Source organism: Mesorhizobium sp. M7A.F.Ca.US.008.03.1.1, assembly GCF_003997495.1.
Taxonomy (GTDB): domain Bacteria; phylum Pseudomonadota; class Alphaproteobacteria; order Rhizobiales; family Rhizobiaceae; genus Mesorhizobium.
This window is the reverse complement of the sequence record NZ_RZRU01000009.1, coordinates 228,863-242,224: the sequence shown is the minus strand read 5'-3', so window position 1 is coordinate 242,224 and position 13,362 is coordinate 228,863. Positions and strand designations below refer to the sequence as shown.

Annotated in this window: 11 protein-coding genes; 7 read left to right on the top strand and 4 right to left on the bottom strand. The window is 59.8% G+C overall.

Going from position 1 to position 13,362, the window contains the following annotated elements; all coding sequences use genetic code 11:
- Positions 1 to 583: 583 nt before the first annotated feature.
- Together EOA16_RS15380 and EOA16_RS33645 are read left to right on the top strand one after the other, a co-directional pair.
- A complete protein-coding gene (locus EOA16_RS15380; protein WP_127259180.1) occupies positions 584 to 2,056 on the top strand; it encodes a protein adenylyltransferase SelO in 1,473 nt (490 codons plus the stop codon).
- A 216-nt stretch (positions 2,057 to 2,272) separates the two neighbouring features.
- A complete protein-coding gene (locus EOA16_RS33645) occupies positions 2,273 to 2,359 on the top strand; it encodes a hypothetical protein (protein ID WP_348630324.1) in 87 nt (28 codons plus the stop codon).
- Positions 2,360 to 2,944: 585 nt separating this feature from the next.
- Here EOA16_RS33645 and EOA16_RS15370 read toward each other — a convergent pair.
- The gene (locus EOA16_RS15370; RefSeq protein WP_127259179.1) at positions 2,945 to 3,250 is read right to left on the bottom strand and encodes a hypothetical protein; all 306 of its coding nucleotides are present in this window, start codon (positions 3,248 to 3,250) and stop codon (positions 2,945 to 2,947) included.
- A 1,447-nt stretch (positions 3,251 to 4,697) separates the two neighbouring features.
- Positions 4,698 to 5,834, bottom strand: a complete 1,137-nt coding sequence (locus tag EOA16_RS15360) for a PHB depolymerase family esterase (protein ID WP_245455941.1) — start codon at positions 5,832 to 5,834, stop codon at positions 4,698 to 4,700.
- 748 nt (positions 5,835 to 6,582) lie between these two features.
- On the opposite strand from EOA16_RS15360, the gene EOA16_RS32640 reads away from it, so the two are divergent.
- The gene (locus tag EOA16_RS32640) at positions 6,583 to 6,843 is read left to right on the top strand and encodes a hypothetical protein (RefSeq protein ID WP_164754275.1); all 261 of its coding nucleotides are present in this window, start codon (positions 6,583 to 6,585) and stop codon (positions 6,841 to 6,843) included.
- Between the two features lie 1,158 nt (positions 6,844 to 8,001).
- Here EOA16_RS32640 and EOA16_RS15345 read toward each other — a convergent pair.
- Positions 8,002 to 8,424, bottom strand: a complete 423-nt coding sequence (locus EOA16_RS15345; RefSeq protein WP_127259177.1) for a hypothetical protein — start codon at positions 8,422 to 8,424, stop codon at positions 8,002 to 8,004.
- 301 nt (positions 8,425 to 8,725) lie between these two features.
- Between EOA16_RS15345 and EOA16_RS15340 the strand changes: the two genes are divergently transcribed.
- Complete coding sequence (locus tag EOA16_RS15340; RefSeq protein ID WP_127259176.1) at positions 8,726 to 8,989, top strand: hypothetical protein; 264 nt, start codon at positions 8,726 to 8,728, stop codon at positions 8,987 to 8,989.
- 11 nt (positions 8,990 to 9,000) lie between these two features.
- On the opposite strand, the gene EOA16_RS15335 is transcribed toward EOA16_RS15340, so the two are convergent.
- Positions 9,001 to 9,210, bottom strand: coding sequence for a hypothetical protein (locus EOA16_RS15335; protein ID WP_127259174.1), 210 nt, complete (start codon positions 9,208 to 9,210; stop codon positions 9,001 to 9,003).
- Positions 9,211 to 10,137: 927 nt separating this feature from the next.
- On the opposite strand from EOA16_RS15335, the gene EOA16_RS15315 reads away from it, so the two are divergent.
- The 3 genes from EOA16_RS15315 (at position 10,138) to EOA16_RS15305 (ending at position 13,302) form a co-directional block, all read left to right on the top strand.
- Positions 10,138 to 10,437, top strand: coding sequence for a hypothetical protein (locus EOA16_RS15315; RefSeq protein WP_245455940.1), 300 nt, complete (start codon positions 10,138 to 10,140; stop codon positions 10,435 to 10,437).
- Between the two features lie 1,096 nt (positions 10,438 to 11,533).
- Positions 11,534 to 12,820 carry an SDR family oxidoreductase gene (locus EOA16_RS15310; protein ID WP_127259172.1) on the top strand — a complete coding sequence of 429 codons (1,287 nt, stop codon included), beginning with the start codon at positions 11,534 to 11,536 and terminating at the stop codon, positions 12,818 to 12,820.
- Positions 12,820 to 13,302, top strand: coding sequence for a DUF2269 domain-containing protein (locus EOA16_RS15305; protein ID WP_127259171.1), 483 nt, complete (start codon positions 12,820 to 12,822; stop codon positions 13,300 to 13,302). The genes EOA16_RS15310 and EOA16_RS15305 overlap by 1 nt, the downstream gene beginning before the upstream one ends.
- The last annotated feature ends 60 nt before the right edge of the window (positions 13,303 to 13,362 follow it).

Below are 13,362 nucleotides of genomic sequence, written 5' to 3'. Positions count from 1 at the left end.
GGTGCACTACGCTTGATCTAGTTTTGGTATCTGGCTCTGAAACAGCTTGGTCCGGCCATGTTAGGACTGGCTAAGAAGCTGTCGTGACTGCCTTCCTGGAAAATCTGACGGGCGTACGTGTAAATCGCGCGGTCGGCAACGGCACGCGCAAGGCCAGATTTCTCGCTGCAGGTAAGACGCCTTTTTGGCCGAGTCCGGCCGGTCGCATCAGCCCCGCGGCGGCGGGGGCGGCACGGCGAAGGGCCTGCCGTCCGTACGCCTATGACGACGGCCGACAAGATCGTCGTCATGGACAACGGCAGAATGGATTCGCAAGGTCTATCGGTGATCGACACTGCAGAAGGGGGTCAGCTTGCCGGTGTCGCCTGTCGTCCCATGGTAGCCCCGAACCGCGATGTAGGCGAGCGGTTCCCAACTTTTATCTGGTGCCGGCCTGATGGACCCGGATGTACCAGCGAAGTTGCGTCCCTATATCCACAAATGAACACAGGCTCCTGGAAGCGGGAGCTGTGGGCCCCCTCCCTTCTAGAGTCAGATTGTCATGACGTCACCTGCGACCGCTGAACAACCCCAAGCGATTAAGATGGGGCCTCCCGCCCTCAGCAACAGCTATGCGCAACTGCCGGAGCGCTTCTTCGCGCAAACAGATCCGAAGCCGGTGTCCAAACCCAGGCTGATCCGGTTCAACAGGCCCCTTGCCAAGGAACTCGGGCTCGATGCCGACCAGCTTACCGGCCCGGACGGAGTGGATATGCTCGCTGGCAACAGATTTCCGGCAGGCATGCAAGCAATCGCCCTGGCCTATGCAGGTCACCAGTTCGGAAACTTCGTGCCTCAGCTCGGCGACGGGCGCGCTCTGCTGCTTGGCGAAGTGGTGGACGTCAACGGCATTCGCCGTGACATCCAGTTGAAGGGATCGGGACCGACGCGGTTCTCGCGCAACGGTGACGGCCGCGCAGCGCTCGGCCCGGTCCTGCGCGAATATGTCGTCAGCGAAGCAATGGCCGCGCTGGGCATTCCTACGACGCGATGCTTGGCGGCTGTGCTCACCGGTGACCCGGTCTATCGCGAGGTCCAGCTGCCCGGCGCTGTCCTTACAAGAGTGGCGGCCAGCCATATCCGGATAGGCACCTTCCAATATTTCGCTGCGCGCCACGACACCGGGGGGCTCAGGATCCTCGCCGACTATGCCATTCAGCGCCACTTCCCGCAGCTGGCGGGTCAAGCGCGGCCGTACCGCGCTTTGCTGGAGGCCGTTGTCGCTGCACAGGCCGATCTGATGGCGCGCTGGATGCTGGTCGGCTTCATCCATGGCGTCATGAACACCGACAACATGGCGATCTCGGGCGAGACGATCGACTATGGCCCATGCGCCTTCATGGACGCCTATGACCCGAGCGCGGTGTTTAGTTCGATCGACCGTGTCGGCCGCTATGCCTATGCCAACCAGCCTCGTGTCGCGACATGGAACCTTGCGCGCTTTGCCGAGACACTGCTGCCGCTCTTGAGCACGGACGAGAATGAAGCCGTCTCTGAAGCCGATGAGGTGCTTGGGTCTTTCCAGTCCTCCTATGAGACTGTCTTGCAGCGCGGCTTCCGCGGAAAACTCGGATTGCTGACCGAGGCGGAAGGCGACTTGCAGCTCGCGGCTGATTTTCTGGATGTACTAGCTCGCGGCGAAGCGGACTTTACGCTCGGCTTCCGGCGTCTGGGCGAGGACCTCGACGCTCCGGATGCTCAGGGCACGGCGCGGCAGTTGTTTCAGAATCCAGGCGCATTCGATGCCTGGTCGGCGCGGTGGCGCGAACGGATTGCAAGCGAAGCAGCCGATACGGCCACGCGCCGCTCTGCCATGGATTCTATGAACCCCAAATTCATTCCTCGCAACCATCGCATCGAGGCGATGATTCAGGCGGCGCTGGGCGGCGACTTCACACCTTTCGAGGAGATTCTGAGGGTCATCAGCCGGCCCTTCGATGAGCAGCCGGGAATGGAACGCTATGCTGACCCGCCACGCCCGGATGAACGCGTCCTACAGACATTCTGCGGTACATGACGGCCGCTTAACATGCGCAAATCCGGAAGACCGTTTCGCAAGCTACCGTTGTGACTACATAGAAGGCTCTTACCTATGAAGATTATAGATTAGCATTCGGAGTGCTGGCACGGAAGCTTGTAGACCACACTGAATATCCACGAAGAATATTCGTGACCTTGTCGAAGCCATGGGCGCTGAAGGGTTGCGCTCGAGCGAGCGGTTTCTCTCCTCAATATTACGCTTGGAGAGGAGAAGGCGACTGACGAGGCGCTGACACAACTTGCTGAATCGGCTGTCAACATGGCGGCCGAAAACGCGTAGTAGTCCGCACTAGGTGAGGCGGTTGAGACAACTTCTAACCTGCCCCATTAGGTCGACATGCGTGACTTGCAACACGAGGTCCGAAGTACAAGCTGCCCCTCTCGATAGTCTACATGCTGGATGTCAGTTGAGCTGCCCGACAGCGTGAATGCTCGGCTTCGAGCAGCAAGATCGTGGATGCGGCCTTCTAGGCGGCGGTCACAGGGATGGATGCGGGCCGATTAGTAATCAGGCCGCCTCGTTGATCGCTACGTCGCCGGAAATTTCGGAACAGCCGGCGCTGGCGTCGAGCCCAGTTTCTCGGCAAATTCATCTCCCCGGCTAGGATAAATAGCTTGACCAAGCGCAGCCAAGCGCTCCCGCTTTGGCGACTTGGCACGACACCGCGCTCGTACCGATCGTCTCAGCAACCCCGGTATGCCGCTCTCCTGAAAGCTACGGCATCGAATTGCGCAGGTCGCAGAGGCTCGCAAATAACTATGACAACAACCCATTTCAGATTTCGTCGAATGCAGTTGCTGTTCGCCCCGGGACGGACGTGGCAAACACGTTGATCAACTAGAGGCATCTGAACCTCGCGGGCTGCTAGACCAATGCCATCGGTAGGTAGCGTATGATGATCTCGTCCTGCCGGAAACGGCGCTCCAACTCCGCTCGGCGCCTTCGCCAATCGGGCAGATCGACTTCTTCCGTCATCACCTCGAAGATGACGATCTCGTCCATGTCGGACTCATTTCCCTGCCTCCACACCCCTTCCGCGGGCGCCCGAAGATACGCAGTGACACCTTCGAAGGTATCAGCGAGTTCTTGCTTCACACGGTCGAAGTCTTCCTTGGCGAAGGGCTCTCCCGCGTTGTCGGAACGAGGAAGCAGGATCTGGACAAGGTGCATGCGGCCACCTCCAAGATCTTTAAACGGCCGCGACATTCACGATGTTCCATCAGCCGCCGCATTGCACGCGCCGAGGCGCAAACCTGCCCGGGATAGTTGCAAATCGCGTTCGGACTCGTTTGGACTGGTGGCTCCCACCTGGGCACTGTTCTCGGCGACGGACCGGGCGGCCCCCGATCAGAGGTCATTTGTGAGTGAATCTAACGGCGCTCCAAGACAGACTGGTTGCCATATCCAACTCGATGGGTTTTACCAGCTTGCAAGCTACCGCTTCCTGTGAAAACCGCGCGTGTTGCTATTCCTGGCCTTCCGGCCGCGGCTGCAAGTCTATCGTGTCAGCATCACCGTGCACCTGGTCTCGATCCCAATCATTCGTTTATCGGGTTTGGCGGCAGCCTCTTGCGTGCGGCTAGCGCCTCATCCTTACGATGGCCAGGCTGCGTCGCGAGATGATTTGGCGCCCATGGATTTCCCTCCGGATTTTCTTTGCCCTGGGGAAACATGCCAGGGAAAGTTAGGTTCCCCTCACCTGCGCCGAAGCACGCGCCGGATATTCCACCGATACGCGATCATGAGCCATGCCGCGGCACTGTAAGCCGTTTTGGTGCCCATTGGTCGCCAGCCCAGAACCTCATGAGCAGCCTTGTGCCTTCAGAGACCGGACCATGCGCACTACAATAGGATCATACGGTTCCTTTTCCGATTGCCTATAGTTCATTGTGAAAAGTGCGGCCCGCTCGTCGCACACCATAATTGCGCGGACATAGCGAATATCGCCATTCTTGACACCGGAGTAGCTGGCCCATCTGGGGGCTATGCGCCGATAGGTCAGTCGCCAACCGGCCCTTTCGTCTTCAATCATGCGATGCTCGATCTCGGCGCGAAAACTGGCTTTGCCCAGTCGCGCGCCCCAAACGACCAGAAGCGCATCCCTTGGGCCCCGAAAGGCCGCCCCCTGCTGCGAACGTTGAGTCAGGGCGAAGCCTGGAGGGATATCGAATGTGAAGCCAAGCTGCCGGACCCCGAAGGGCTTCCAGGCTTCGGCCTGAAGCCACGTCGTGCAGATGAGGAAGGCTGTAGGGCCTAGAAGTAAGCGTCGCATTGCCTTGATTTAGCATCGGCTGACAAGGGGTCCAGAGGTCCGTGACATTAATGCAGCTCGAAGCTGGAGCGCGAGCGCCTACGCAGGGATAGGCGAACTTGCCGGCGATTGTTAGCGGTGCCGAGACAAGAGCAAGCTTTCGGGGGCTATTGCTGTCGTTGATCTCGTCGGTCTTTTTTCGCGCGTATCTCTTGTTCCGCCCAAAATGGGCACGCACCTGCTCAAGGAGTCCGCCGCAGCGCGCTTTCCGCTCGCCAAACCGAGATGGAAAGCCAGGCACGGCAGAACTTCAACGACCAGAGGCGGCCCGGGCAAGGCCACAAAGAGCTCCTCCACCACAACAATTTAGGGCATCAATCCCGCCGCGCGCAACGCATCTTCGATGACCTTGGAAATCCGGCTCGCCGGGCCACGCGCATTGGCTCGCTCCGGCGTGGGATCGATACGGACTGCCCGCGGTTTTTCCATTGGTGCAAAGAACTGCAATGCGGCAGCTGAAGCGACCTCGGCTTTGCCTTTGCTTCGCACGACGGGCTTCGTCAATTCCCAGAAGCGGGCGATGTGGCGTGTCGAGGAAATCCCAACATCCAGCATGAAAGGCCCTGCTTTGCCGAGACCATCGCCGCCACCAGTTTGCAGTGGCGTTCCATGCCCCATCCCGGCAATGGTGAACGTCTCGACCACTTCGCGACCTTTGCCGTCGGACCAGATCTTCCGCGTCTGGCCGTCGATCTTCTCTATGCGTGTTGGCTTTTCGCTGAGGTTGTGCACGCTTTGCCACTGCGCCAGCACCGCGTCCGCATTCGCTGGCACGACGGTCGTGTCGGCCGAGCCCTGCCACAGCGAAAGCCGCGGCCACGGGCCGTTGTGCGGCGAGGCTGCCCGCAACAGGCGCTGGAGGTCGGTCCCGGACGGACCGCCATGGCCGCGCATGCGGCCGAAGGCTTCGGGGATGGTCGAGGCAGTGCCATAGGCAAGCCCGGCAATGATCGCGCCGCCGGCAAACAGTTCGGGATAGTTTGCCAGCATCACCGCCGCCATGGCGCCCCCGGCGGACAGACCTGTGATAAAGATCCTCTTGCGATCAAGCCCATGCGTAACGACTACCGCCTCAATCATCTGGCGGATGGACAGTGCCTCGCCGCTGTCGCGGCTGATATCGCCTGGCACGAACCAGTTGAAGCAAAGATTGGCGTTGTTGGCGCGCTGCTGCTCGGGGAAAAGGACGGCAAAATCATGCTTGGCGGCGAGCTCGGTCCAGCCGGAGCCATGATCATAGCTGGCCGCATTCTGGGTGCAGCCATGCAGCACGACGACCAGCGCCGACTGCCGGGTTAGATTCTCCGGAAGATAAAACCACGCACGCAAGGCCCCGGGATTGGACCCGAACCCTGTGATTTCGGACAAGTGAGCGTCCTTGCGTTCCCCTGATCCGGCTGGCCGCGCGCTCAGGCGAGCGATCGTGTCCGATATACTTCGCAAATCAGTGTCCTTGCGCGCCGGAATGGCACAGTATGGCACAACGCACATGCAGCCATATGGTTGCTGCAATGCACAATATGAGCCGCCCTCATCCGGGAACCTTGTTGATTGCCACGCCAATGCGCGCTCCGTGCCTCCGTACCCGGACCCAAGCAAAACGGCCAGCAGGCAGACGGGCGAAACGGCCATCGCCTTTCCTTCCACCTCTGACGCCGGCCCCGCACGTGAGTCCGCCAGCTTAAAGCAAGGGTGCAGCTATCCGGTCATCCTCGGTTGCTGACCGGCGAGCAGCTCTCTGAGAAGGCGGACAACTACTTCCGGGAAGGCCGGCTTCACCGTCATCCCAAGTGAGAATACTTCATTACTCTCCTCGGGACCCAGGCCGGAATAGACGACGAAGGGCACATCCCGGCCTCCCAACTCGTTCTTGCCGCTTCAACGCTCTCGCCGACGAGCTATAGGAACAAATTGGCGACACCCCGCGTTATGGCGGGTTAAACAGAGAGGGGTTTTGGATGAATGAAGTACCGCAGGCGAATGTTGTCGCCTTTCGCGAACCCGGAAATGCCCGGTGAGGATAACCGGAAAGCCATGCCAAGATACCGAACTCACAGCATCGAATTTAAACGTCAGGTCGCTCAGGAATCTTGGCGGCGAAACGTTGCACGGGCTTGCCATGCGCCACGAGACCATATGAGCGGTCGATTCCCAAAGGTGTAGTCGCGCCCCAATAGGCGGCGGACTTCTAATGACGTTCCTTCAAAAACCGACCTTCCCGCAACAGCGAATTCCCATCCGTGCCAATGAGCTTGATCAGATCTCGCGCATCAGGCTCCGAAATGCCGACCTCTTCAGACGAACGTCGGGCAAGCAGTTGCTGATTGCCCTCTTCCACACGTCCATCGCCATCCTTTTCATTGGCTCCTCCTTTGGACCAACTTACAGAATGATCTTTGGTTTCAAGGAACAGCCCGCCGCCCCATTCACCGCAGCGGCGGGCCGCCCCTAAGGGATATAAGGGCGGCCGAGCGTTGGAACCCGGCAGGCAACCAATACGCGGCGTAGACTTGTTCCTCTAAAAGCGGCCAAATCCGTGCTTTCAGACCTCTGCTTTGCCGTTGCATCCCAAGAATTTAGCCCAAGAAAAAAGCCCGCCAACCGGAGCCAGCGGGCTTGCTGATACTGAACGTTACTTTGTTCAGGTTGCGGTGCTCGATGAAGGAGGAGAGGCAGTGACCTTCGACAGGCAGTCACGCTTCGTCAGAACCGGCTTTTCGTATGTCTTTTTCAAGGTGGCGTCCTCCGTTGTTATCAAGCGCACAGACGTATGAACTGCGCTTCATTGTCAAGCGTTCAAAAGAGCCCGCCCGAATGGGACGGGCGGGCTAGGGTGTTGAGTGCGCTGGGAGCAACCAGCATAGGTCAACGGGCGGCGGCAGAGTTTGGTCGCGCTCATCGTTCACCGGGATCTTATCTTACGAGACATTTCTCGCGCCTGAAGGAAATGGTAGCCGACCACCGGGACGCGGTGCGGTTCGAACGGGAGATGGGGGCATCACTCGGTCGGGCCACGCTCAGGCGGGGTGCCGCATCCGCACCAGCTCTGCACGGGTTTGCGGGACCGCTACAGCCCCTTTGCCCGTCATCTGCTCGCCAATGGCGCCTTTGGCCCTCGCCATCGGCATTGCCGTAGGGCGGACGTCACTCAGCCAAGCCGGGATCGTAGTGGACTCGCGTCAAGGATGGTATTGTAAGCGCTGACTGTGGCTTCCTCAATTTCAGCTCTGCTGATGCCTACCGCCTTGGCGTCTGCGAACAGCTTCTGGGTCAACTCAGCGACTGAGATGATGTCCGCGCCGACCGTTTCGGGAACGTTGTCCGAAACCATCTTTACAAGAAATCTCTGCCGCGTTTGCTCATCCGACGTGAGGCTGACCATCGCCACCGCGACCAGAACCGAAAGCGGGAACTGCAGCGATCAGGGCGGCTTCTAAATCTCGTGTTTCTTTATCTCTGAACATGAGGCGGGCCTCATGCAAGCTTGGTTGAACCCAACAGTTGCAAGCCCCTGATTCGGTTCCGCTTGATGTGGTTATCGCCGTTTGCAGCAGCAGCCGAAGCGCCCGCTGCGGCGTGTGTCACCGGCAGCAGGCGCCTGCTATCTCTCCTAGGCAGGTATCAGAACGGCGATGCGATGCACGCCGACCAAGGCACTTGTATTAGTGGCCTCATCGGTCTTTCCCTTGGCGCACGTATACATATCGCCTTCCTTGAGCTTGAATTCCTTGTCCACCTTTTTGATGATGAATTCGCCCGCAGCGATTGTGCATACCATGTCGTTGTCCATCATCATTGCCGGAGCGTGTGCACCGGGCTGGAAGACAACATCCACAATTGCGATGCTCTTGTAGGCGCCAATATCCGCGTTCCCGGTGCCGACCTCCACCACCCTGACGCCGGGGGCAATCTCCTTGCCATCCGTTGGGCCATATTCCTTGGTTTTTGCAGATGCCGCCAAGGCGAACAATGGCGTTACGGCTGCGGCCGTCACACCGAGAGCAATTGCAGACCTGCGATTCAAGTTATTCATCGCATCCTCCTATTTTCGTCACGCGTGAATGTGCGGGACGCTTCATATTAGCCGAAATGCGTGTGCAAGGCTCTTCCCGATTTACAGCCGATCTACGTGGCGTACCGAATGCCCCAGACTCCCATGAGAACAAAAGAGGGTTTCCGAGATTCGAGCTCTCGATCTAAGGTTTTAGGATGGAACACGCCTTCGATGACATCGCCAGCGCCCTCAGAGCCCCAAAGGCATGTGCAGGAAAGCGAACAGCGGATGTTAGGTTCCGATACTTGACGCGTGCCACGGCCGCACCAGAGTCCATTGCATGGCTAGCGGTCTCAACATCGGCGATGAGGTGGCGATCGACGCCACCATTATTCGACGCGTCACTGACGACAGGATCAGCGTGTCCATTCCGACCTACGGATTCCCGCATTCCGTTCGGGATAGCACCACGAAGGTGGTCAAAGGCCAGACTATGGAACTGATCGGCAGCGTCACACGGGTCGAGAACGACGCTGTAACGGTGAGCCTGGGTGGCCCAGTGGTGACGGTCGCGCTTGATGCTGTGCGCCTGGTGAAGCTCTAGCTTTCCCCACCTTACCGCCCCAACGGCTGCCTCGAAAGCGAGAGAAGTTCGGCCTCATCTTTTATGCCGGCCATGTAATTGGCGATCACACGTGATGCGATGGCGTCGCGGGCATCTCCCGACTGGCCGTCAAAGTTGAGCTGCTCGAAAACACGCCCCAGCAAGTCCAGCTCGGCCGGCCGAAAAATGCCCGCGTCAGCGGCCTTTCGATGAATCGGCATGATCCTCCTCCCTGAAATTTTGCAGCGAAGCGTGCCGCAAATACTCATGGCCGCGCAAGTGCTTCACGCGCCCGATCAGGCCCCGCGTGACCCATTGCGTCGCCGGCCCCTTCATGCCCTTCGGCGCCGGCCCGGCGTGCTGCTGGACGCGGATACGCGAATGGCTTGGCCACATAGAGTTGGTACGCGTCGACCCATTCGAAGTACTCGCAACATGCTGTCCACAGCTTTTCTGGATGAGTGAAGATCGGGGTGCGGCCATGTGAGCTAGGGCCTTCCAAAACTGGTTTCCTGCGGGGGCTGGCATGGATGGTCTCCCCGGTCTGACCGGGTGCGGGAATTTGGTATGTTTCGAACATTGATAGCGGCGGCCCGCCACGGTGCTTTACACTGTTGCATCTGCGGAGGAGTGCGGATGGTGGACGACAAACCAAAGAACAGTGTTTCAATTGAGCAATTAGACGGGCACTGGGCGGTTCAGATACTCGAGGACGGCGCGATCACGCAGCAGCTTTTCGAGACCTTGGAATTCGCAAGGAATTTCGCAGCCGGTCAGTGGCAAAGGCTAAACCCGAGGCCTATTCCCCAATGCGCCGGCAACGACGTTAGTGGCTAAGCTTCAAAATTGCTCAATTCTCAGTTGCTGCACCGGGGGCCGGAACTTTGATGCAATAGCGAAGTTCGACAGGAAATATTTTCGCAACAGGCACGCAGATGAACGGGATCGTAAACGACATCCTGGCAGAGGTGGCTGAGATACTTCCTTCGCTATCACCGGACGAAAACAGTTCGCTGCCGAAACTGCCGGTCGACGAGACGCCACCCGCGGAGCAGAAAGCAGAAACCGTAGACCGTCAGTGCGACGGGAAGCCGCCTCAAGGCGAAGCTTGATGTCGGACGTGGCGGAACCGAGTTCGAGAAGGCGCGTTGCTCACCAGCGCCAGTTCACGAAAGGCCGGAGCAATGGCGGACAACCTATCTCGCAGGGAAGAACAACGCGGCACGCGAAGACTCATGGGGTGGGGCGTGGCGGTTATCGCCGTCATTTTTGTAGGCCTGATGGCATTCTTTGTACTTACGCCTCTATCGAACGGCTCTTGGCAGACGGCACCGTTCAAGCGTGCTCCTGAGCAAAACCAGGGAGGTAATGCACCAGCGGACACGTCACCCAGTCCAGGCGTGAAAAAGGACCCTCAGGAAAATACGGAAATGCCCGAGCAGCAGTAGTGGGTTTGGGAAACACCGCATTGATGACTGCAGGAAATCTCGGGATAGACGAGTGCCCGCCGGGCCAGAGCCATGACCGCGTGGTTGTCGGATTAGCTTGGCGGAGACCTCGCTCCGGCCCGACCGCCGTAACACGTTCGCTCATGCCCATGTCTTCAGTCCTTCGCGAGCCGCCAGCTAATCGAAGGCCGCTATGGCCCGTTCAGCGTCACCGACTGCCACGGCTTCGAAGCCTGCTTCCTGGAGTGCCCTCCTATCGCTGCCGTGCGCACAGGTGGGTTGCATCGGGGGCACATCGCTACCACCATTGGGACGGTCGCGCCAAGCAAAGCAATGTAAGCCGCCCCAAGGGCGGTAGATTGGGGACAGAAGCTTGATTTGAGGGGCTTCTGGAACTGCTTTCTCCTAGACATCTGGAAGCCAGTTCGTTCGCCACCGATCCGAAGCTCGACGTCTTCCGATAAGCAGCGATTTCCCTGATGGCCAGCTTTTCAGTTCATTCGACGCAAGATTGGAGAGGCTTGCTCCGGAAACCATAGGCAGAGGCAACGTGGGGCGAGAACATCGGTACATCGAAGGCTGAAGACACAGCTCTGCAAACTCGGCAGACCGACGTCAAAGACAGCCGCAGGTTCGATGCCCCTCCCGACTCTGGAACATTCGCGGCGATGGAAAGTTCGGCTCAATACTTATCCAGGTCGGCCTATTTGTCCCCCACCTCACCCTCGGAAGTGCTCATTCGCAAGCAGCAGAGAATCTCTGAGCTCCGGGAGCCCGACCTCGCGGTCCTGAGAGACCTCTCGATCCAAGAGCCAACTTGGAATGAGCACGCCATGATGGGGACCAAAGAAACAATCAGCCCGAGCTTGCGTTCGGTACCATTGCTCAAGAACGCAGTCCGGAAGATGGGCGGAGCTTTGGCCGGACTTGCCGCTCGCACCGCGCGGACGCTCGCTTCCAAACCCTCTCAGCGAGGCGCGCGGATCTCGGATCGCTCGACCGGTTGGCCCGATTGCGGCACCGCTGTTGTTTCGCCTGGCTCGGCGTGCAGACAGGTTGAGGCGCGACTGCCACTGCCGTTTTCAGGGTACGCGAGGTGAAGGTCCTCGTCATCGGCGCGTCGGGTCTGATCGGAGCTTCGCTTTGCGCGCGGCTGGCCGCCGATGGATATGAAATCGTTCGCGTGCAGCATCGTGCCGGCGCCGCGCCCTTCACAGGCTTGCCGCCTGTCTTGCTCGACATGGCAAAGGCAGTGCGGACACAGGACTGGAGCCCGCATCTGATGGGCATCGATGCGGTCGTCAACTGCGCCGGCGTGCTACAGGACAGCGCGCAAGAAAACACTGGCGGTGTGCATGCGGCCGGCGCATCGGCACTCTTTGCCGCCTGTGAGCAGGCGGGAGTGAAGAAAGTCATTCACTTTTCGGCTATCGGAGTCGATCGGCTGCAGCCGTCTGCCTTCTCGGCCAGCAAGCTGGCTGGCGACCTGGCGTTGATGGCGCGCGATTTAGACTGGGTCATCCTGCGGCCTTCGGTCGTGCTGGGCCGGCCGGCGTTCGGCGCCAGTGCGCTGTTTCGCGGACTGGCCGCATTGCCGCTGTTGCCGGTGATGCCCACCACAGGTCGGCTTCAGGTCGTACAGCTGGACGACGTGATCGCCACTGTCCTGCATTTTCTCCGACCTGATAGCGCATCGCGCCTAGCACTTGACCTTGCCGGACCTGAAGCGCTGCCGATGACCAAGGTGATCGGCCTCTATCGCCGCTGGCTCGGGTCGAGACCGGCTGGAGAGTTCACCCTGCCCGGTAGCGTGGCGGCCGGCCTGTACCGGATCGGCGATGCGGCGGCTCTGCTCGGCTGGCGCCCACCGATGCGCAGCAATGCAGCCAAGGAAATCGTACGGGGTGCTGTCGGCGACCCCCACCCGTGGATCGCAGCGACAGGGATCCAACCATCCGGCCTCCAAGTGGCGCTGAACCTCAATCCCGCGACGGTGCAGGAGCGGTGGTTCGCCCGCCTCTATTTCGTCAAGCCGGCGATCTTTACTGTCCTGCCCTTCTTCTGGATCATGACGGGTGTCATTTCCCTGACCACCGGCTGGCGCCGCGGGGTGGACTTGCTGGAAGGCACTGCCATCGGTCCGCTGGCGGAACCGGCGGTCATCGCCGGAGCGCTGGCCGACATGGCGGTCGGCGCGCTGATCGCCTGGCGACGCACTAGTCGGCTGGGTCTGTTCGGGGCGATCGCGGTAGCTGTTTTCTATGCGATCGCGGGGACCATGCTGCGGCCTGAGCTGTGGAACGAGCCGCTCGGACCTTTCCTGAAGATCCTGCCGGTTCTGGTTCTGCATTTTGTTGCGCTGGCGGTCCTGGAGGAACGCTGATGGTCTACTTCATGCTCAAGTTCCTGCATGTCATCGGCGCGGCCGTGCTGCTGGGCACCGGCGCCGGCATCGCCTTTTTCATGCTGCTCGCCCACCGGACCGGAAATTCCGCAACCATAGCGACGGTCGCGCGCATCGTCGTGATCGCGGATTTTGTGTTCACGGCAACCGCCGTCGTCGCCCAACCTGTCACCGGCGCCCTCCTCGCCTGGCATGCGGGCTATCCGCTGACCGAAGGGTGGATTGTGCTTTCGATCCTGCTCTACCTCATCACCGGCCTGTTCTGGCTTCCGGTCGTGTGGATGCAGATGGAGATGCGCAATCTCGCTATGCAGGCCGCGGCATCGAAGCAACCTCCACCACAGCGCTATAACACCTTGTTTCGGCTCTGGTTCGCGTTCGGCTTTCCTGCCTTTGCCTCTGTGCTTGCCATCTTCTGGCTGATGATTTCGCGGCCGCCGATCGATTGGCCAGGCTTGTAGGACCGAATTCATCTCGCAGGGGGCCAAAGTCTACCCTATCCCGTTCTCCGCATTGCGCCT